This window comes from Microbacterium sp. RD1 (genome assembly GCF_052220165.1).
Taxonomy (GTDB): Bacteria; Actinomycetota; Actinomycetes; order Actinomycetales; family Microbacteriaceae; genus Microbacterium.
The window spans coordinates 516,775-534,322 of the sequence record NZ_JBQPOL010000002.1 but is presented as its reverse complement, the minus strand read 5'-3'; the positions used below and the strand labels follow the sequence as shown (position 1 = coordinate 534,322).

Genomic DNA, 17,548 nt, shown 5'->3' with positions numbered 1-17,548 from the left:
CGGCGATATTCTGATCCGATGAGCCCGCTTCGCCCCCTCGATCAGTCGTCCAAGCTGAAGGACGTCCTCTACGAGATCCGAGGGCAGGCCCTGGTGGAGGCAGACCGCCTCGAGGCCGAGGGGCACACGATCCTCAAGCTCAACACCGGCAACCCCGCGGTGTTCGGTTTCGAAGCGCCCTTCCAGATCGTGCGAGACATGATCGAGGCCGTCCCGCATGCGCACGGGTACAGCGACAGCCGCGGCATCATGTCGGCCCGTCGCGCCGTCGTGTCGCGGTACGAGGAGGTGCCGGGCTTCCCCGCCTTCGACCCGGATGACGTGTACCTCGGTAACGGCGTCTCCGAGCTCATCACGATGACGATGCAGGCGCTCCTCGATGAAGGCGACGAGGTCCTCATCCCCGCGCCGGACTATCCGCTCTGGACCGCGATGACGAGCCTCGGCGGCGGAACGCCGGTGCACTATCGCTGCGACGAGCAGAACGGGTGGCAGCCCGACCTCGAGGACATCCGCTCCAAGGTCACCCCGCGCACGAAGGCCATCGTCGTGATCAACCCCAACAACCCGACCGGCGCGGTGTACTCCCGGCAGGTGCTGGAGGGGATCGCCGAGGTCGCCCGCGAGCACTCCCTGCTCCTTCTGGCCGACGAGATCTACGACCGCATCCTCTTCGACGAGGCCCAGCACATCCCGCTCGCCACCGTGGCGCCCGATCTTCTGTGCCTCACCTTCAACGGACTCTCCAAGACCTATCGCGTGGCCGGATACCGCTCCGGATGGCTCGTCATCACCGGGCCGAAGGAGCACGCGCGCGGATTCATCGAGGGCATCACGCTCCTGGCCTCCACGCGGCTGTGCCCCAACGTCCCGGCGCAGTACGCCGTTCAGGCGGCCCTGTCGGGGGTGCAATCCATCGACGCCCTCATCGCGCCGTCCGGACGCCTACACGAGCAGCGCGACGCGGCGTGGCAGACGCTCGAGTCGATCCCCGGTGTCAGCTGTGTCAAACCGGAGGGCGCGCTCTACGCGTTCCCCCGCCTCGATCCGGAGGTCTACGAGATCCGTGACGACGCGCAGTTCGTCTACGACTTCCTCGTCGCCGAGCACGTCCTGCTCGTGCAGGGCACCGGATTCAACTGGCCCGCACCCGACCACCTGCGCATCGTGACGCTCCCCGAGGCGCGGGTGCTCACCGACGCCATCGAGCGACTGGGCAACTTCCTCGCGTCCTACCGGCCGTAGGCTGTGGCGGCCCGTGCCGCCGCAGGAGTCAAGCCCTCGCCCGGGCGGTCAGCCGAGAATTATCGTCGCCGGCATGGCGATCGAACTGAACCAACCCGCGCTCCGTCACGCCCGCGCCCTGATCCGCGACGGCAAGGTCGTGAAGGACGAACGCGACGACTGGTCGGAGGCGGCTCCGTCGGCCGCGGACGAGAACGCGTTCCTCGACAAGGAGGGGTGGACGGCATACTCCCATTGGCATCTCGGCGTCGATCACAGCGCGAACAGGGAGACCAAGGGTGCGTACTCCTTCCCCTTCGGGGACTTCTCGAAGGTGCACCGCTCCGGGGTGATCTCGGGTGAGAGCCGCGCCGGTCAGTACGACCACGACGAGATCCGAGACGCGCTGCGTTCGCTCCTCGAGCTGATCGACGGGAGCTGACCGGTCAGAGCAGCGCGAGCGAGGTCGCCCGCCACCGGCGGTCCATGCCCTCCAGCCGCAGCGCGACCGCCCGCGTCCGCGTCGGCGTCGCCACGACGACGACCGCTTCGAACACGCCGTCGGCCGGGACGCACGAGCGCACCGAGGTGATGGCGTGGACGGGGCGGCTCGCGGCCACCCCCCGGGCGCTGCGCGCGCGCGTGGCGAGATTCGCCCGGGTCAGGAGCCCGCGGTAGGCGTCCTCCGTGAGCCAGCGCGCGAGCTGCTCGATCTCGCGGACGCCGGCCAGGACCTCCAGCACGCCGCGCGTGAGGTTGCGCACGAGAGGCTCGGGGTCGGGGAGGGCGGCGGTGGGGGTCCGCTGCGGGGCGAAGAACTCATCCACGTCGACGGCGCGCGCCGTCAGCGGGTATGCGCGGGCCGAACCTGCGGGCATCGATGCCATGGCGTGCCAATCTCGACAGGATCACTGACAGTGGATGTGGCGAAAATCGGGGGGGATTCTCGCCAGTCAGTAGAGCACAGCGTCGCAGCACGGAACAGTGTTCGCAGGTATATGTGGAAACTCTCACGTGCGGCAGCCGGCTGTGCTCTAGCGTCGCGTCATGCGATGGGACCGCTTCTTCGAAGACATCGAGGACCAGCTCGCGTCGGAGTGGGAGGCCGAGCGCGCGGCCCTCGACACCGAGGCCGAGCGGCTCCGCCTCTCGCGGGTCACCCTGCACGACCGCCTGGCAGCGCTCATCGCCGCCGACGGCGACCCGACCGCGGTGGGGATCGAGGTGCACGGCGGGTCCACGCTCACCGCGCCCGTCGTCGGGCTCGGCACCGACTGGCTGCTCGCGTCTCCCTGGGGATCGCGCTCGGGTGCCGCGCTCGTGCCGTTCAGCGCCATCGCGGGGATCTCACTGCCTCACGCCGACATGCTGCGATCGGCACGCCCGGATGCGGCGGCCGCTTCACCGCTCGCGCGCCGGGCCACGTTCGGATTCGTCGTTCGCGATCTCGTGCGCCGCCGCGTCGGCGTCCGTGTGCAGGGCCTGGACTCCCGAGTGCTCAGCGGGACGATCGACCGCGCCGGCGTCGACCATCTCGATCTCGCCCTGCACGAGCCGGGCGCCGTCCGCCGGGCGGGCGACGTGCAGGGATACCGGCTCGTCCCCTTCACGGCGATCGGGTGGATCGCCGCCGACGCGGGACTTGCGCGTCCGGCGTGAGGTCACTCGCCCGTCGGTGCGCGCCCTCGGCCCCACAGCTCGGGGAAGCTGGCGGCGTTGGACTGCCGCCACAGAGCCATTCGGCGCGCCTCCTCGGCCTGATCCTCCAGGTACGCCTCGACGCTGTCCTCCTCGACACGCCAGCGCGCGGGGCTTCCCACGCGCATTCCGCGCAGCCTGCCCTCGTGCACGAGATCGACGACCTCGTCGACGGTCACAGCCAGCAGCTCGGCCACCTGCGACGGGGCGAGCAGGCGAGCGCCGTTCGGGGGACGGTCGGGCATGTGCCCATTATGACCGGCACCTTCCGACTGCCCCCGCGCCGCACCGCCGCTGTGGATAAACGGCGACGCCCTCGGCCGTGACGGAGCACCATATCCGCATGGCCGCCGTCGACTCGCCCCGCGCGAGAGCCCGCCCGTTCTGGGGCGACACGCGTTTCGTCCTCGGACTCGTGCTGATCGCGGCATCCATCGCGGGAGTGTGGCTGGTCGTCACCGCCGCCCGTCAGACCGCCCCGGTGCTCGCTGCCGCCCGCACCATCGTCCCGGGTGAGGTGATCGGCGCCGGAGACCTGCGACCCGTCGAGGTGGCCCTGGGGGCTTCGGAGGGGGCGTATCTCGCCCCTGACACGCTCCCCGAGGGCGCGGTCGCGATCCGCACCATCCAGGAGGGCGAGCTCGTCCCGAGCGGCGCACTCGGCACTGCCGATGACGCGCGAGTGACCACGATCGTCATCGACACCGCCGTCGACGTGCCCGCCGCCGTCGCCGCCGGCTCCCGCGTCGAGCTGTGGTTCGCGCCGCCGGCGGAGGACCAGAGGACTTTCGCCGAGCCGCGCATCCTCGTCGCCGACGCCACCGTCGTGAGCGTGGCGCGCGAGGAGGAGGTGATCGGAAGCGCCGGGGCCGGGCTCGAACTCGTCATTCCCCGCGCCGATGTGGCCGCCGCGCTCGCCGCCGTCGCCGACGGATCCGCTCTGTCCGTCGTCCCCGTCTCGGGGGCGGCGTCGTGACGCGCGTCGTCGTCGCGGTCGGGGGCCCGCGGGCTCGCGCCCTCGGTGTCGAGCTGATCGACGAGGGAGTGGAGGTGCGGTCGGTGCTGTCCCCCGAGGAGCTCTCGTCGGGACCGGCCCTGGCCGACGACATCGACGTGCTGATCCTCGAGACCGGGGCCGGCCATCCCACCGCGCGCCTTGTCGCGGAGTGCGACGCTCGCGGCATCCGCATCGCGCCGCTGTGCGCGGACGAGGCCGGCCGTCGCCTCGCCGCGCGGTACGGCCTCAGCACGCCCCTCCCGCTCGATGTCGAGGGCTGGGTGCTCGCCGAGAGTCTCCGGGCCCCGGCCGGCCGTCCCGCCCGGGAGCACCCCGCCCCTGCCGGGCGGGTCGTCGTGGTGTGGGGTCCGCACGGCGCCCCGGGTCGCTCGACCCTGGCGATCGAGCTGGCCGCGGAGCTGTGTCGCGGTGGCCGGCGTGTCGCTCTCATCGACGCCGACGCGCACGCTCCCTCCGTGGCACTGGCCCTCGGACTCGCGGACGAGGGGCCGGGCTTCGCGGCGGCCTGTCGCCAAGCGGAGCTCGGCGGTCTGGACGCGGCCGAGCTCGAACGCATCAGCGTGCCGCTGCGCACGAGCGGTGGCACGGTGGAGGTGCTGACGGGGATCAACCGGCCCGGTCGCTGGCCCGAGCTGTCCGACGGCCGGGTGGCCGCTGTCCTCGAGGCCGCCCGCAGCTGGACCGGGACCACGATCGTGGACGTCGCCGCCTCCCTCGAGCGGGACGAGGAGATCGTGAGCGACCTCGACGGTCCGCGACGCAACGCCGCGACTCTCGCTGCGCTGCGATCGGCCGACCTCGTCGTCGCGGTGTGCGCCGCCGACCCCGTGGGTGTGTCCCGCTTCGTCCGCGCCCACGCCGAACTGCGCGCCACCGTCGGCACGACACCCGTGGTGACGGTGGTCAATCGCCTTCGGGCCGGCACCGTGGGCATCGACGCGCGCGGTCAGGTGCGACGCACGCTCGAGCGATTCGCGGAGATCGAGGAGGCGTGGTTCGTGCCACTGGATCCGCGATCGGCGGATGCGGCGCTGCTGGCCGCGCGCCCCATCGGTGACCTTTCGCCGCGTTCCCCGCTGGCCTCGGCGGTGCGGCGGGTCGTCGGCGAGGCGGTCGAGCCGGCGCCGCCGGCGGCGTCCCGTGAGCGGCCTCGCCGGCGCCGCGCGCTCGCCGTGCGCGTGCCGCGCAGCGCCTGAGCACGCGGTGCCGACCCTCCCGCCGCTTAGGCTGGAGGGGTGTCCACCCTCAGCGATCTCGTCTATGCCCAGGGCCGCTCCACCGCCGCCGATGTCGAGTGGCTTCACCGTCTGGCCGGCGACGGGCAGCTGCTGGCCGACCTGGCGTTCGCCGACATCGTGCTGTGGGTACCCACGCTCGACGACTCCTTCGTGGCGGTCGCGCACACGCGTCCGAGCGGTGCGGCGACGCTGTTCTACCGCGACATCGTCAGCGACCGCGTCCGCCCGCAGTGGCGCACCCAGGTGCAGGAGGCCTTCCAGACCGGACGCATCGTCGACTCGGCGTCGCCCGACTGGTTCGAGGAGACCCCGACGCGCGTGCGGGCGGTGCCGATCGTTCGCGAGCTGAGTGCGTCAGGGGCGCCCGCCATCACGGTCGGCGTGATCACCCGGCACACCAACCTCGGAGAGACCCGCACCCCCTCACGGCAGCAGATCACGTTCAACGACTGCGCCGACGATCTGTTCGGCATGATCGCCTCGGCGGAGTTCCCCGACCTCTCCGCCCCGACCGCTCCTCGGCGCGGGGCCCCCCGCGCCTCCGACGGACTGATCCGCCTCGACGTGGACGGCGTGACGACGTTCGCCAGTCCCAACGCGCTCTCGGCGTTCAACCGCATGGGGTTCGACGACGAGCTCGAGGGGGAGTCGCTCGTGGAGGTCGTCACGCGCATCCTCCCCATGACCCGCCAGGTGGACGAGTCTCTCCCCGTCGTCGTGTCGGGCCGCGCGCCCTGGCGCGCAGACATCGAGTCGCGCGGTGTGCAGGTGTCATTGCGGACGATTCCGCTCCGCGATCGGGGCACACGCATCGGCGCGATCGTGCTCTGCCGCGATGTCACCGAGATCCGCCACCAGGAGCAGGAGCTCATCACCAAGGACGCCACCATCCGGGAGATCCACCACCGCGTCAAGAACAACCTGCAGACGGTCGCCTCGCTGCTGCGCATCCAGGCGCGGCGCACGCACTCGGACGAGGCGCGCGACGCACTGACGCAGGCGATGCGGCGCGTGTCGGCCATCGCGGTGGTCCACGACACGCTGTCGGAGGGGCTCACCCAGAGCGTCGACTTCGACGATGTGTTCGCGCGCGTGCTGAAGCTCGTCGCCGAGGTCGCGGCCGCCCCCAACACGCGAGCGAAGACCCGCTCGACGGGGGAGTTCGGGACGCTCCCGAGCGAGTACGCGACGCCGCTCGCGCTCGCCCTCACCGAGCTGGTCACCAACGCCGTCGAGCACGGCCTGGCAGGCCAGGAAGGCGACGTCGAGATCGCCGCCGAACGCACGGAGGAGACCCTCGAGGTGCGGGTCCGCGACACCGGAGTGGGGCTTCCGGAAGGTCAGGTGGGGCGCGGGCTCGGAACGCAGATCGTCCGCACCCTCATCCAGGGGGAACTCGGCGGCACGATCGACTGGCACACGCTGGTGGGAAGCGGCACCGAGGTCACGATCGAGATCCCGATGCGCTATATCGAACGCGAGGTGGGCTGAGCGTATGCGGATGCTGGCGCTTCGTCTCGGGGCGCCTGCGGCGCTCCTCGCTCAGCGTTGAGTCGCGACCGCATCAACGTCGCCGCGCGGCATTGATCCAGTCCGACTCAAGAAGCGCGGCGGGCGCGCGCGGCGCGGCGCTTGAGGGCGCGGCGCTCGTCTTCGGACAAGCCGCCCCACACGCCCGAGTCCTGACCGGACTCCAGGGCGTACTGCAGGCAGATCTCGGTGACGGTGCACCGGGCGCAGACCGACTTCGCCTTCTCGATCTGGTCGACGGCGGGCCCGGTGTTCCCCACGGGGAAGAACAACTCGGGGTCGACGGTCAGGCAGGCGGCTTTGTCGCGCCAATCCATGGTGGTGCTCCTTGAAACGGGGTACGTGCGGTCAGAGCCCGGATCGGGCGTCCGATACTCTGGTGGGAGATGCGAGTCGAATGACTCGCCCCACGTCGCTGTGGGAGCACACGGCTTGATCCATCGTCCCACGTACCCGGACGGCGATCAAGAGGTAACGGGCATGTTTCCGGCCGGTTAATCGCTCCCGCTGCCCGGAAGGGAAGGAGTCGGGATGCGCATGCGCACCGCGGCGGCGCTGGTTCTCGGGCTCGAAGCCCTCGGAGTGATCGTGCTGCTGGTCGGCCAGATCGGCGCCATCGTCACCGGCGATGTGGCGTCCCTTTCCAGTGCGGTGGCGCTCGCGGTTCTCACACTCGTCGGCGCAGCTGCCGTCGCGGGCTTCGCGTGGGGGACCGCGCGCGAACAGTCCTGGGGTCGCTCCGGCGGCATCGTCGTGCAGGCGCTCATCCTCGCCGTCGCGATCGGCGCGCTGACGGGCGACCCGCCCAACCTCGCCGCAGCGGGACTCATCGCTCTGCCTGCCCTCATCGGCGGCACGCTGCTGCTGCTGGCGGCGCGAGACGCGGGGCGCCGGCGCGGCGCATCCTGATTCTTCTCAGGCCGCGTCGACCCCGAGGGTCTTCCGCAGGCGCGCGACGTGCCCGGTGGCCTTGACGTTGTAGAGCGCGTGCTCCACGCGTCCCTCCTCGTCGAGCACGAACGTCGAGCGCAGGACCCCCTGGATCGTCTTGCCGTAGTTCTGCTTCTCACCCCAGGCGCCATAGGCGTCGTGCACGGCGTGATCGGGGTCGCTCAGGAGCGGGAAAACCAGCCCGTCCCGCTCGCGGAACTCGCGCAGCTTGGCGGGGAGGTCGCGGGACACCCCGAGCACGGTGTATCCGGCGCCCTGGAGGGAGGCGAGGCTGTCGCGGAAGTCGCAGGCCTGCGTCGTGCACCCGGGAGTCATCGCGGCCGGGTAGAAGTACAGGATCACCCGTCGGCCCCGGAAGTCGTGCAGCGAGACGGGGTGCTCGTCCTGGTCCAGCAGGGTGAAATCGGGCGCGGCGTCGCCGGCGGATAGGGTGCTCACCCTTCCACCCTACGGTGAGCGGCCGGGTCGGCGAACGTCGCGAGCAGGCGCTGCAGGGAGTCCAGTCGCGCGGCGCCCCCGGGACCGAGCCGCCCCGCGGCGACGGCCTGGATGATGGCGCAGTCCGGAGCATCGGGGAGGTGCGTGCAGCCGCGCGGGCAGTCCTCGGCGACCTCGGCGAGGTCGGTGAATGCGCCGAGGATGTTCGCGGGGTCGACGTGCCCGAGCCCGAACGAGCGCACCCCGGGGGTGTCGATGACCCAGCCCGACCCGTCCGGACCGCGGTAGCGGAACGACACCGTCGACGAGGATGTGTGCCGGCCGCGACCGGTGACCTCGTTGACGTGCCCGGTGGCGCGTTCCGCGCCCGTGAGCGCGTTGACGAGCGTGGACTTGCCGACTCCCGAGTGCCCGACGAACACCGTGGCGTGGCCGACGAGCGCGGCGCCGATCCGCTCCAGCGGCATGTCGCCTCGGGAGCTGGTGAACACCTGCAGATCGAGTCCCTCGAAATGGGCGAGGAAGGGGGCGGGGTCGGCGAGGTCGGTCTTGGTCACCACGAGCAGCGGGCGGATGCGGGCGTCCAGCGCCGCGACGAGGTAGCGGTCGACCAACCGGGCGCGCGGCTCGGGGTCGGCGGCGGCGACGACCACGAGCATCTGGTCGGCGTTGGCGACGATCACGCGCTCGACCTGGTCGGTGTCGTCGGCACTACGGCGCAGGAGCGATGTGCGCTCCTCGATGCCGACGATGCGGGCCAGCGTGCCCTCGCCTCCCGACGTGTCTCCGACCACGCGTGCGCGGTCGCCGTTGACGATGGCCTGCTTGCGCAGCTCGCGCGCCCGCGTCGCGGTGATGCGTCGCTCATCCGGTCCGTCCTCGTCGACGAGCACCGCGTACCGGCCGCGGTCCACGCCCAGGACGCGGGCGATGACGGCGTCGGCGTGGGCGGGGCGGCGCTTGGTGCGGGGCCGGTTGGCTTTCGGGTTCGGGCGGACCCGGACGTCGCTCTCGTCGTAGGCGTCGTCTTCGTCGTCGTCGGGATCGTCGAGCCAGCTCATGCGCTCTGTCCCGTCAGCGTCCGTCGAGCATCTGCTGCCACAGCGTGACGAACTGGGGGAGCGTCTTGGCGGTGGTGCCGATGTCGTCGACCCGCACGCCGGGCACCCGCAGGCCGATCAGCGCACCCGTCGTCGCGAGCCGGTGATCGTGATGGGCTTTCCAGACGCCTCCGGTCAGCGGCCGGGGAACGATGCGGATGCCGTCGGGCATCTCGTGCGCTTCACCGCCCAGGGCGCGGAGGTTCGCCACGAGCGCGGCGATGCGATCGGTCTCGTGCCCGCGGATGTGGCCGATGCCGTAGAGGGTGGTGGGAGCCTCGGCGAACGCGGCGAGGCCGAAGAGCGTCGGCGCGAGCTCACCGGCGGCCGACAGATCGAGGTCCACGCCCTCGATCCGCTCACCGGCGGTCACGGTGAGGTTCGTGGAGCGGCGCACCACTTTCGCCCCCATCTCCGCGAGGATCTCCGACAGCAGCGCACCGGGCTGGGTCGAGTGCAGTGGCCAGCCGGGGACGGTGACGTGCCCTCCGGCGAGCATCGCCGCGCCCAGGAACGGAGCGGCGTTGGACAGATCCGGCTCGATGGCGACGTCCTTGCCGCGGAGCGGGCCGGCGGGCACCAGCCACTCGCCGGGGCGGGGGCGCTCGACGTGGATGCCCCGGTGGCCGAGCGCCTCGACGGTCATGTCGATGTGCGGGACGCTCGGCAGCCTGCCGCCGACGTGGCGCAGGTGCAGCCCGACGTCGAAGCGGGGAGCGGCCAGCAGCAGGCCGGAGACGAATTGGCTCGACGCGCTGGCGTCGATGTCGACTTCGCCGCCGCGCACGTGACCGTGGCCCCGGACGCTGAAGGGCAGCGCCCAGCGTCCGCCGTCGTCGATGTCGACACCGATCTCTCGCAGCGCGGAGATGAGCACGCCCATGGGCCGGTGCAGCGCGCTCTCGTGCGCCGTGAGCGTCACCTCGCCGGAGGCGAGACCCGCGAGCCCTGCGACGAATCGCATGACCGTCCCGGCCTGTCCGCAGTCGACGACGACATCGCCGCGAAACGGGGAGACGGGGGTGATCCGCAGGTCTTCGCTCTGCCCCGCATCGCCCGGGACGCGCTCGACGCCGACTCCGAGAGTCGTCAACGCGTCGATCATTCGGGCGGAGTCGTCCGAGTGCAGCGGCGCATGGAGGGTGCTCGGCGCGTCGGCGATCGCGGCGAGGATCAGCTCGCGGTTGGTGAGCGACTTCGACCCTGGCACGGTGATCGTCGCCTGCAGCGCAGAGGCGGCCACGGGCGCCTCCCATTCGCCGCGGGGCGCAGCGTCCGGGAAGGTCGTGGAATAGCCGTCGGGGGTCATCGGTTCCACCCTAGTGAAGGGAGGGCCAAGATGACCGTGCTCACCGCCCCCGTCGTGCTGTCGGCGCCGGACGTAGACTGGCTCGTGATGAACGACAAGGCCGATGCCGTGGTCGACGCGCGCGCGCAGTTCGAGGAGCAGGCTCTCCCCTTCATGGATCAGCTGTACGCGGCGGCGATGCGTATGACGCGCAATCCCGCCGATGCCGCCGACCTCGTGCAGGAGACCTTCGTCAAGGCTTTCGCATCGTGGCGCACGTTCACGCAGGGGACGAACCTCAAGGCGTGGTTGTACCGCATCCTCACGAACACCTACATCAACACGTACCGCAAGAAGCAGCGTGAGCCCTATCAGGGCACCATCGACGACCTCGAGGACTGGCAACTCGGGGGAGCGGAATCGACGACCGCGACGAGCGCCCGCTCGGCCGAGGCAGAGGCGATCGATCGGATGCCCGCATCCGTCGTCAAAGACGCCTTGCAGTCGATCCCGGAGGATTTCCGGCTGGCGGTGTACCTCGCCGACGTCGAGGGCTTCGCCTACCAGGAGATCGCCGACATCATGAAAACGCCGATCGGCACGGTCATGTCCCGTCTGCATAGAGGCAGGCGGATGCTGCGTGAGCTGCTGACGGAATACGCACAGGAACGCGGCATCGCCACCGCGGCTCCCGCCCAGAAGTGAAGGAAGACGACATGAGCGACTGCGGTTGCGACCAGGCCCGACGGGACCTGGAGGAGTACCTGCGCAACGAGGTGTGCAAGACCTCGCATGAGGAGATCGCCGAGCACCTGGCGCACTGCCCGGGGTGCCGCGACGAGGCGCACTTCGCCCGGACGCTGACGGAGGTCGTGGCGCGGGCGTGCAAGGAGAGCGCGCCCGAGGAGCTGCGCGACCTCGTGATCGCGCGCCTGCGCGCCCAGCCGGTCGTCTGACGCACGACCTGTCGGCCGTCAGGGCACCAGCACGTCGAGGGCCCGCGGGGCGATCTCCACGGTGACGGGGAGCGGGCCGATCGGATCCCCGTCGGCGTAGGCGGTCACCCCCGCCGAGTCCAGACGGATGCTGCGCACCCGGTGCATCTCGACCTCCGGCACCGCGCCGTGGGTGCCGCGGTACACGCGCGGGAGGAGACGGAGCAGCCGCATCCGCCCCGCCGGGCGCACGAGCGTGACGTCGAGGACCCCGTCCGCCGGATCGGCGCCGGGGCAGATGGGGATGCCGCCGCCGTAGGTGGGCCCGTTGCCGACCGTGGCCATCACGAGCGGGCCCTCCCGTTCACGGACCGACCCGTCGTCGCCTTCGAGGCGGACATGGAAGGGAAAGGGCCGCAGGGCTGCGAACTCCCGCAGGAGCGCGAGCGTGTACCGCGACCCCCCGCGCGGCCAGCTCATGGCGTTCGCGCGGTCGTTCACGCGCGAGTCGAAACCGCTCGCCAGCACCGTGGCGAAGTACGAGACCGTGCCGTCGTCGGCGCGGACGCGCGCGAGGTCGATGCGGCGCCGATGGCCGCCCGCGACGACCGCGGCGGCCGCGTCGGCCGCGTCGGCGTCGAGCTGATGCAACCCCAGCGTGGCGGCCAGATCGTTCCCCGTGCCGCAGGGTACGAGACCCAGGGGCACGCCCGTCCCGGCCAGCTCCTGTACGGCCAGACGGGCCGTGCCGTCGCCCCCCGCGACGACGACCGCATCCGGCCCGCGCGAGATGGCGGAGCGAAGGAGGTCGCTCGACTCGGAGGCGCTCGCGCCCCTCACCGTCGCGACATGCACGCCCAACTCGCGAAGGCGCTGCGTCGCCCGCTCGGCGATGCGCAGGGATTCGCCCGAGCGAGCCGCCGGGTTCACCACCACCACGACGTTCATCGCGGAACGAGGACGCCGGGATTGAGGATGCCGGCCGGGTCGAGCGTGTGCTTGACCGCGCGCAGCACGGCCACCCCGAGCGCCCCGATCTCCGCTTCCAGGTACGGCAGATGGTCGCGCCCGACGGCATGGTGGTGCGTGATCGTGCCGCCCGCCGCACCGATGGCGCGGGAGGCGGCCTCCTTCGCGCGCGACCACTGCACGCGCGGATCGGCGGCGGCAGCGGCCACCACGGTGAAATACAACGAAGCCCCTGACGGGTACACGTGCGAGATGTGACACAGCAGCACCGGCGGCGTGCCCTCGGCGCCGAGGGCCTCGGTCAGGGCGGCGGTGACGGCTTCCTTGACCACGGGCAGGTTCGACCAGGTGGCGGCGGTCTCGAGCGTCTCGGCGAGGATGCCGGCGTCCAGGAGCGCGTCGCGGAGGCCGGGGGAGGCGAACCGGCCGCGCTCCCAGGACCGAGCGGGATCGGCGCCCCGCGGCTTACCGCCGGCCGCGAGGGCCGCCGCGTCCACGCGTGCCAGGACGGCCTCGGCCTCCGCCGCGTCGGCACCCTCGGTCGTGGCGACCGCCAGGCAGCCGCGCAGCCGCGTCAGATGACCGCCGAGGGCGGCGTTCACGCGAGTCTCCGTCTCATCGCTCAGTCGGAGGACCGTGGGCCGGATGCCGGCTTGCGTCAGCGCCCGAACGGCCGCCGTGCCCGCGACGAAGTCGGGGAATGACCACGCGCCGTACGCCGTCGCCGCCGGGAGGGGCCGGACGCGCACCGCGACCTCGGTGATCACGCCGAACGCGCCCTCCGAGCCCAGGAAGAGCTCGCGTAGGTCGGGTCCTGCCGCGCTCGCCGGTGCGCGACCGAGGTCGAGCTCCCCCGCGGGGGCGGCCACGCGCAGTGCGTGCACGAGATCGTCGAACCGCCCGTACCCGCGGGAGGCCTGCCCGCTCGAGCGCGTCGCCGCGAACCCGCCGAGCGAGGCGAACTCGAAGCTCTGCGGAAAGTGACCGAGCGTGAACCCATGACGGCCGAGGAGCTCCTCGGCCTGCGGGCCGGTCGTCCCCGCGCCGAAGGTCGCGACGAGCGACGTGTCGTCGAGGGCGAGAAGGCCGGCGGTGCGGGCGAGGTCGAGAGCGATGACACGGGAGAACTCGCCGGCATCCGGCTCGACGCCGCCCACGACACTGGTGCCCCCGCCGAAGGCGATCACGGCGATGCCGCGTGCCCCGCACGCCGCGAGCACCGCCCGCACCTCGTCGTGCGAGCGCGGTCGCACCACCGCATCCGGCGCCGCCTGCAGACCCGGTGTGCGCCGTGCCAGCAGATCGGGGGTGCTCTTTCCGCCGAGGTGGAGCGCGCGCTCCGTGTCGTCATCAGACACACCGTCCGGTGCCGCCTCCTCGAGCGCCGCGCGGTCGACCGCATCCAGGCGGGATGGCGCCAGCTCCGGCCGGTCCAGCCGCGGTACCGGATGCGGACGCCCGCGCAGCAGCGTCGACAGCAGCGCACGAACCGGCGCCGGCAGTCGCGAGGGATGCGAGCCGTCGCCCCAGGCGTCCCACTGCATGCGGGGACGTGGCGAGGGGCTCTCCGGAAAAGACGGCGGCATCGACGCGACCATGGCGACAGTATGACATACGGTGTACTTTTGTCACATGACGGATCGACTCGCCGCCCCCCGGCGCACCGTGGCCACGGAGGGAGCCCTTCTCGACGCCGCGCTCGCCGAAGTGCTCGCGCACGGGATCCGCCGCACGAGCGCATCCGACATCGCCCGCCGCGCCGGCGTGTCGCGGCAGACGCTGTATCGCTACTGGCCGGATCTGCAGGCGCTCCTCGCGGCCCTGGTGACACGCGAACTGCTCGTCCTGGTGCCATCGGCGACGACGCCGGAGGACCTCGCGGAGGTCGTCGACGACGTCGTTGCGATCGCCGATCGGATGCGGGCGCTGCCCCTCCTCGCGAGGCTGCGCGAGACCGACCCGGAGCTGTTCGCCCGCTACATCCTCGAGCGCCTGGGAACGAGCCAGCGCGCGATCCTGGGTCACCTCACCGAGCGCTTCCAGAACGCGCAGGGACGCGGGATCGTGCGCGCGGGCGATCCCGCCCGCCTGGCCGCCCTCGTGCTGCTGCTCGTGCAGTCCGCCGTCCAATCGGAGCCGCTCGTGGCGGAGTGGCTGCCGCCCGAGGCGTGGCGGGAAGAACTCCGAGCAGCCCTCACCGGTTACCTCCGGCGCTGACGTGCGACGGCTCGGTTCCTTCCCCTCCTCGACCGCCTTGAACGCGGTGCAGCGGACGCGGGCGTGGGAGCGGCTCGCCGCCGGGGCGGAGATCGACGTCCTCGTCGTCGGGGGCGGCATCACCGGCGCCGGGGTGGCCCTCGATGCCGCCAGCCGGGGCCTTCGCACGGTGCTCGTCGAGCGGCACGACCTCGCGTTCGGAACGAGCCGCTGGAGTTCCAAGCTCGTGCACGGCGGCCTCCGCTACCTCGCCTCTGGTCGGGTCGGCATCGCCTACGAGAGCGCAGCGGAGCGACACCACCTGCTCACCCGGATCGCCCCTCACCTCACCCGCCCGCTGGCCCAGATCACACCGCTGTACGAGCCCGACTTTTGTTCCCGGCGAGCCTGGGTGGGTCTCGGGTTCGGCCTGGGCGACGTGCTGCGCCGTGCCTCCCGGACGCCGGGCGACGTCCTCCCTCGGCCGTCGCTCCTGGGCGCCGCCGGAGTGAGGGCGGCCGCGCCCGCCGTGCGGACGGCGGGGCTCCACGGCGGGGTGCGGGGGTGGGACGGGCAGCTGATCGACGATGCGCGTCTCGTCGTCACCGTCGCCCGCACGGCAGCCGGCTTCGGCGCCCATATCCTGTCGCGCGTGGAGGCGATCGAACTCACCGGCGGCGGCGCCGTCGTCCGTGACACGCTCACCGGGTCCGAGCTGCAGCTCGCCGCCCGCGCGGTGATCAACGCCACCGGAGTCTGGGCCGGTGACCTCGCCGCCGCCGTGCGACTGCGCCCGAGCCGGGGTACGCACCTCGTGGTCGACAGCGCGCGTCTGGGGTGCGCCGACGTCTCGCTGGCCGCCGCGGTGGCGGGCTCGCGGAGCCGATTCGTCTTCACGGTGCCCGCCGTCCACGGCCGCACCTACATCGGGCTGACCGACGTCGCCGCCGACCCCGCAAGCGACCTCGATGCGCCGGTCGCGACCGAGGCGGAGGTCGACTTCCTGCTCGACACGGTGAACACGGTGCTCCAGCGCCCTCTCGATCGCACCGATGTCCTCGCGACGTTCGCGGGACTGCGGCCCCTCCTCGTGGGCACCGAGACGCGCGCCGGGGCCGAGAGAGCCGAGACGAGCGACCTCTCACGCCGGCACGCGGTGATCGAAGGCGACGACGGCGTGTTCAGCGTCGTCGGCGGCAAGCTCACGACGTATCGCCGGATGGCGGAGGACGCCGTCGATGCGGCGGTGCGGCGGGGACTTCCCGTCGCCCGTCCCTCGCGGACGCGCGACATCCCGCTGGTCGGCGCCTGGCCGCGCGGACGGCTGCGGGAGATCCCCGCGCCCGCACGGCTGGTCCGCCGCTACGGGGCAGAGGCTCCGTTCGCGGCTGGCCTCGCCGCATCCGCCCCCGCCGCGCGCGGCGTCACCGGCGCGGAGCTGCGCTGGGCCGTGGAGGTGGAAGGCGCGCTCACGACCGATGACGTGCTCGACCGGCGCACGCGACTCGGGCTCGTGCCCGCCGACCGCGCGGCGTCGACGGCGGCGGTCGCGGAGGCGTTCGCGGCATCCGGCACCGAGCCCGCCATCGTCGGGGGCGGCCTCTAGTCTGAGGACATGGCTTCCGACTCCTCTGCCTTCCCCCTGGATCCGGTCTCGCGAGACGCTCTGGCGGCAGAGGGGCTGACCTACGAACGCGTCGACGTGGAGGGCCCCGGCTTCGCCCCGTTCCTCCGCGCCGTGGCCCGCGGGTTCCTCGACCCGGCGCCGACGCCCGAGCAGATCGAAGACTCGCGGGATGCGCTGCGTGCGCGGCGCCTGACCGGGGTCTTCGACCCGCAGGGCACCTCGCCGCTGCCGGTGGCCACGGTCGACTCCTGGGTCACCGAACTCACCACAGAGCCCGGGCGGACCGTCCCGATGTGGGCGATCAGCGCCGTCACGGTCGCTCCCACCCATCGTCGCCGCGGTATCGCCCGGGCGATGCTCACCGGCGAGCTGCGCGCGGCCGCGGCCGCCGGGCTCGCCCTCGCGGGCCTCACCGTCACGGAGGCGACGATCTACGGCCGGTGGGGCTTCGGGCCCGCCGCGTTCGCGACGGATGTGACCGTGGACGCGACGCGGGTGCGCTGGAGCGGCCGGCCGGCCCGCCGCCCGCTCGGGTTCGTCGACCAGGCCGACCTGCCCGAGAGGCTGTCCGCTCTCCACGACCGGGTGCGGATGCTACGGGGCGGGCAGGTCGCCGGGTGGCCGGCGCTGTGGCGGCGCATGGCCGGGCTCCGTCCCGGCGCCGAGGACGCGAGCCGGATCCGCGCGGTCGCGGTGCGGGGCGACGCCGGCGCGGACGCGGGGATCCTCGTGTACACGGTGAGCGACAAGGACGGGTACACGCGGCAAGAGCTGTCGGTCCATGCCCTCTTCGCCGTCGATGACGACGCCTACGCCGAGCTGTGGCGCTTCGCACTCGAGCACGATCTCGTTGCGAAAGTCACCGCCTCGCTCCAGCCGGTCGATTCGGCGCTGCGCTGGTCGGTGTCGGATTCCCGCGCCGTGCGCGAGACGCTCACCGATCACCACTGGCTCCGCGTCCTCGACGTGCCCGCCGCTCTCGGCGCGCGTTCGTATGCCGCGGCGCTGTCGTGCACGGTGCGTGTGGTCGATCCGCTCGGGCCGGCCGACGGCACCTGGCGTCTCGAGATCGACGACGCCGGCACGCCCTCCGTCACGCCGCACGAGGGAGTCGCCGACCTCGTCCTCCCGGTGTCGGCGCTCGGCTCGCTCCTCCTCGGTGGCGTCTCGGCGCGCACGCTCGCGGCGGCCGGGGTGGTGACGGCCGAGGCGACGGCCGTGGCGGCGTTCGACACGGCATTCGCACCGGCCGTGCCGCCGACGCTGAGCACGTGGTACTGAGCATCCGCTCATGAGAACGGCCCGGGGCAGCCCGGGCCGTTCTCACGACCGTCAG

At 72.3% G+C, this 17,548-nt stretch carries 20 protein-coding genes; 12 read left to right on the top strand and 8 right to left on the bottom strand.

From position 1 onward, the window contains the following. Positions 1-18 precede the first annotated feature (18 nt). Together ACTU3I_RS11525 and ACTU3I_RS11520 are read left to right on the top strand one after the other, a co-directional pair. Positions 19-1,245, top strand: coding sequence for a pyridoxal phosphate-dependent aminotransferase (locus ACTU3I_RS11525; protein ID WP_442925828.1), 1,227 nt, complete (start codon positions 19-21; stop codon positions 1,243-1,245). Positions 1,246-1,318: 73 nt separating this feature from the next. Beyond that, a complete protein-coding gene (locus ACTU3I_RS11520) occupies positions 1,319-1,666 on the top strand; it encodes a hypothetical protein (protein WP_442925827.1) in 348 nt (115 codons plus the stop codon). Positions 1,667-1,670: 4 nt separating this feature from the next. On the opposite strand, the gene ACTU3I_RS11515 is transcribed toward ACTU3I_RS11520, so the two are convergent. Continuing rightward, positions 1,671-2,111 carry an Rv3235 family protein gene (locus tag ACTU3I_RS11515; protein WP_442925826.1) on the bottom strand — a complete coding sequence of 147 codons (441 nt, stop codon included), beginning with the start codon at positions 2,109-2,111 and terminating at the stop codon, positions 1,671-1,673. 160 nt (positions 2,112-2,271) lie between these two features. On the opposite strand from ACTU3I_RS11515, the gene ACTU3I_RS11510 reads away from it, so the two are divergent. After that, the gene (locus tag ACTU3I_RS11510; RefSeq protein WP_442925825.1) at positions 2,272-2,883 is read left to right on the top strand and encodes a hypothetical protein; all 612 of its coding nucleotides are present in this window, start codon (positions 2,272-2,274) and stop codon (positions 2,881-2,883) included. 2 nt (positions 2,884-2,885) lie between these two features. Here ACTU3I_RS11510 and ACTU3I_RS11505 read toward each other — a convergent pair whose 3' ends face one another. Then, positions 2,886-3,167, bottom strand: coding sequence for a helix-turn-helix domain-containing protein (locus ACTU3I_RS11505; protein ID WP_442925824.1), 282 nt, complete (start codon positions 3,165-3,167; stop codon positions 2,886-2,888). 98 nt (positions 3,168-3,265) lie between these two features. On the opposite strand from ACTU3I_RS11505, the gene ACTU3I_RS11500 reads away from it, so the two are divergent. Genes ACTU3I_RS11500 through ACTU3I_RS11490 form a run of 3 tightly spaced genes read left to right on the top strand, consistent with a single transcriptional unit; the run spans position 3,266 to position 6,669 of the window. Continuing rightward, on the top strand, positions 3,266-3,898 hold the full coding sequence (locus ACTU3I_RS11500; protein WP_442925823.1) for an SAF domain-containing protein: 633 nt from the start codon (positions 3,266-3,268) through the stop codon (positions 3,896-3,898). Then, the gene (locus ACTU3I_RS11495) at positions 3,895-5,136 is read left to right on the top strand and encodes an AAA family ATPase (RefSeq protein ID WP_442925822.1); all 1,242 of its coding nucleotides are present in this window, start codon (positions 3,895-3,897) and stop codon (positions 5,134-5,136) included. The genes ACTU3I_RS11500 and ACTU3I_RS11495 overlap by 4 nt, the downstream gene beginning before the upstream one ends. A gap of 39 nt (positions 5,137-5,175) precedes the next feature. Next, positions 5,176-6,669 carry a sensor histidine kinase gene (locus tag ACTU3I_RS11490; RefSeq protein ID WP_442925821.1) on the top strand — a complete coding sequence of 498 codons (1,494 nt, stop codon included), beginning with the start codon at positions 5,176-5,178 and terminating at the stop codon, positions 6,667-6,669. Between the two features lie 107 nt (positions 6,670-6,776). Here the strand turns inward: ACTU3I_RS11490 and ACTU3I_RS11485 are convergent, their stop codons facing one another. Further along, positions 6,777-7,025: a WhiB family transcriptional regulator gene (locus ACTU3I_RS11485; protein ID WP_019182239.1), complete on the bottom strand. Its 249-nt coding sequence runs from the start codon at positions 7,023-7,025 to the stop codon at positions 6,777-6,779. 214 nt (positions 7,026-7,239) lie between these two features. Here ACTU3I_RS11485 and ACTU3I_RS11480 point away from each other — a divergent pair, with 214 nt between their 5' ends. Beyond that, positions 7,240-7,617: a histidine kinase gene (locus tag ACTU3I_RS11480; RefSeq protein WP_442925820.1), complete on the top strand. Its 378-nt coding sequence runs from the start codon at positions 7,240-7,242 to the stop codon at positions 7,615-7,617. A 6-nt stretch (positions 7,618-7,623) separates the two neighbouring features. On the opposite strand, the gene bcp is transcribed toward ACTU3I_RS11480, so the two are convergent. From bcp to aroA, 3 genes are read right to left on the bottom strand one after another with little or no spacing between them, the layout of a single operon-like run. After that, on the bottom strand, positions 7,624-8,097 hold the full coding sequence (bcp, locus tag ACTU3I_RS11475) for a thioredoxin-dependent thiol peroxidase (RefSeq protein WP_442925819.1): 474 nt from the start codon (positions 8,095-8,097) through the stop codon (positions 7,624-7,626). Further along, positions 8,094-9,158 (bottom strand): ribosome small subunit-dependent GTPase A, encoded by a 1,065-nt coding sequence (gene rsgA, locus ACTU3I_RS11470; RefSeq protein ID WP_442925818.1) that lies wholly within the window; start codon positions 9,156-9,158, stop codon positions 8,094-8,096. The genes bcp and rsgA overlap by 4 nt, the downstream gene beginning before the upstream one ends. 13 nt (positions 9,159-9,171) lie before the next feature. Beyond that, positions 9,172-10,506 (bottom strand): 3-phosphoshikimate 1-carboxyvinyltransferase, encoded by a 1,335-nt coding sequence (aroA, locus tag ACTU3I_RS11465; RefSeq protein WP_442925817.1) that lies wholly within the window; start codon positions 10,504-10,506, stop codon positions 9,172-9,174. Positions 10,507-10,536: 30 nt separating this feature from the next. Between aroA and ACTU3I_RS11460 the strand changes: the two genes are divergently transcribed. Together ACTU3I_RS11460 and ACTU3I_RS11455 are read left to right on the top strand one after the other, a co-directional pair. Further along, positions 10,537-11,190, top strand: a complete 654-nt coding sequence (locus ACTU3I_RS11460; protein ID WP_442925816.1) for a sigma-70 family RNA polymerase sigma factor — start codon at positions 10,537-10,539, stop codon at positions 11,188-11,190. Between the two features lie 11 nt (positions 11,191-11,201). After that, positions 11,202-11,441, top strand: coding sequence for a zf-HC2 domain-containing protein (locus ACTU3I_RS11455; protein WP_442925815.1), 240 nt, complete (start codon positions 11,202-11,204; stop codon positions 11,439-11,441). Between the two features lie 18 nt (positions 11,442-11,459). Here the strand turns inward: ACTU3I_RS11455 and ACTU3I_RS11450 are convergent, their stop codons facing one another. After that, a complete protein-coding gene (locus ACTU3I_RS11450; RefSeq protein WP_442925814.1) occupies positions 11,460-12,368 on the bottom strand; it encodes a diacylglycerol kinase in 909 nt (302 codons plus the stop codon). Further along, complete coding sequence (locus ACTU3I_RS11445; RefSeq protein WP_442925813.1) at positions 12,365-13,933, bottom strand: FAD-binding oxidoreductase; 1,569 nt, start codon at positions 13,931-13,933, stop codon at positions 12,365-12,367. Before ACTU3I_RS11445 ends, ACTU3I_RS11450 begins: the two co-directional genes overlap by 4 nt. Before the next feature lie 88 nt (positions 13,934-14,021). Between ACTU3I_RS11445 and ACTU3I_RS11440 the strand changes: the two genes are divergently transcribed. The 3 genes from ACTU3I_RS11440 to ACTU3I_RS11430 are packed head-to-tail and all read left to right on the top strand — an operon-like array spanning position 14,022 to position 17,493. Beyond that, positions 14,022-14,606 (top strand): TetR/AcrR family transcriptional regulator, encoded by a 585-nt coding sequence (locus ACTU3I_RS11440; RefSeq protein ID WP_442925812.1) that lies wholly within the window; start codon positions 14,022-14,024, stop codon positions 14,604-14,606. A gap of 1 nt (position 14,607) precedes the next feature. Next, positions 14,608-16,191, top strand: a complete 1,584-nt coding sequence (locus ACTU3I_RS11435) for an FAD-dependent oxidoreductase (protein WP_442925811.1) — start codon at positions 14,608-14,610, stop codon at positions 16,189-16,191. Positions 16,192-16,200: 9 nt separating this feature from the next. Then, positions 16,201-17,493 (top strand): GNAT family N-acetyltransferase, encoded by a 1,293-nt coding sequence (locus tag ACTU3I_RS11430; protein WP_442925810.1) that lies wholly within the window; start codon positions 16,201-16,203, stop codon positions 17,491-17,493. Positions 17,494-17,548 lie beyond the last annotated feature (55 nt).

Excerpts from the sequence above, each read along its gene's own strand:
- rsgA (WP_442925818.1), bottom strand. The coding sequence starts at position 9,158 with ATGAGCTGGCTCGACGATCCCGACGACGACGAAGACGACGCCTACGAC.
- ACTU3I_RS11455 (WP_442925815.1), top strand. The coding sequence starts at position 11,202 with ATGAGCGACTGCGGTTGCGACCAGGCCCGACGGGACCTGGAGGAGTAC.
- ACTU3I_RS11510 (WP_442925825.1), top strand. The coding sequence starts at position 2,272 with ATGCGATGGGACCGCTTCTTCGAAGACATCGAGGACCAGCTCGCGTCG.
- ACTU3I_RS11450 (WP_442925814.1), bottom strand. The coding sequence starts at position 12,368 with ATGAACGTCGTGGTGGTGGTGAACCCGGCGGCTCGCTCGGGCGAATCC.
- ACTU3I_RS11445 (WP_442925813.1), bottom strand. The coding sequence starts at position 13,933 with ATGCAGTGGGACGCCTGGGGCGACGGCTCGCATCCCTCGCGACTGCCG.
- ACTU3I_RS11430 (WP_442925810.1), top strand. The coding sequence starts at position 16,201 with ATGGCTTCCGACTCCTCTGCCTTCCCCCTGGATCCGGTCTCGCGAGAC.
- ACTU3I_RS11485 (WP_019182239.1), bottom strand. The coding sequence starts at position 7,025 with ATGGATTGGCGCGACAAAGCCGCCTGCCTGACCGTCGACCCCGAGTTG.
- ACTU3I_RS11515 (WP_442925826.1), bottom strand. The coding sequence starts at position 2,111 with ATGGCATCGATGCCCGCAGGTTCGGCCCGCGCATACCCGCTGACGGCG.
- ACTU3I_RS11505 (WP_442925824.1), bottom strand. The coding sequence starts at position 3,167 with ATGCCCGACCGTCCCCCGAACGGCGCTCGCCTGCTCGCCCCGTCGCAG.
- ACTU3I_RS11480 (WP_442925820.1), top strand. The coding sequence starts at position 7,240 with ATGCGCATGCGCACCGCGGCGGCGCTGGTTCTCGGGCTCGAAGCCCTC.
- ACTU3I_RS11500 (WP_442925823.1), top strand. The coding sequence starts at position 3,266 with ATGGCCGCCGTCGACTCGCCCCGCGCGAGAGCCCGCCCGTTCTGGGGC.
- ACTU3I_RS11525 (WP_442925828.1), top strand. The coding sequence starts at position 19 with ATGAGCCCGCTTCGCCCCCTCGATCAGTCGTCCAAGCTGAAGGACGTC.
- aroA (WP_442925817.1), bottom strand. The coding sequence starts at position 10,506 with ATGACCCCCGACGGCTATTCCACGACCTTCCCGGACGCTGCGCCCCGC.
- ACTU3I_RS11460 (WP_442925816.1), top strand. The coding sequence starts at position 10,537 with ATGACCGTGCTCACCGCCCCCGTCGTGCTGTCGGCGCCGGACGTAGAC.
- ACTU3I_RS11520 (WP_442925827.1), top strand. The coding sequence starts at position 1,319 with ATGGCGATCGAACTGAACCAACCCGCGCTCCGTCACGCCCGCGCCCTG.
- ACTU3I_RS11440 (WP_442925812.1), top strand. The coding sequence starts at position 14,022 with ATGACGGATCGACTCGCCGCCCCCCGGCGCACCGTGGCCACGGAGGGA.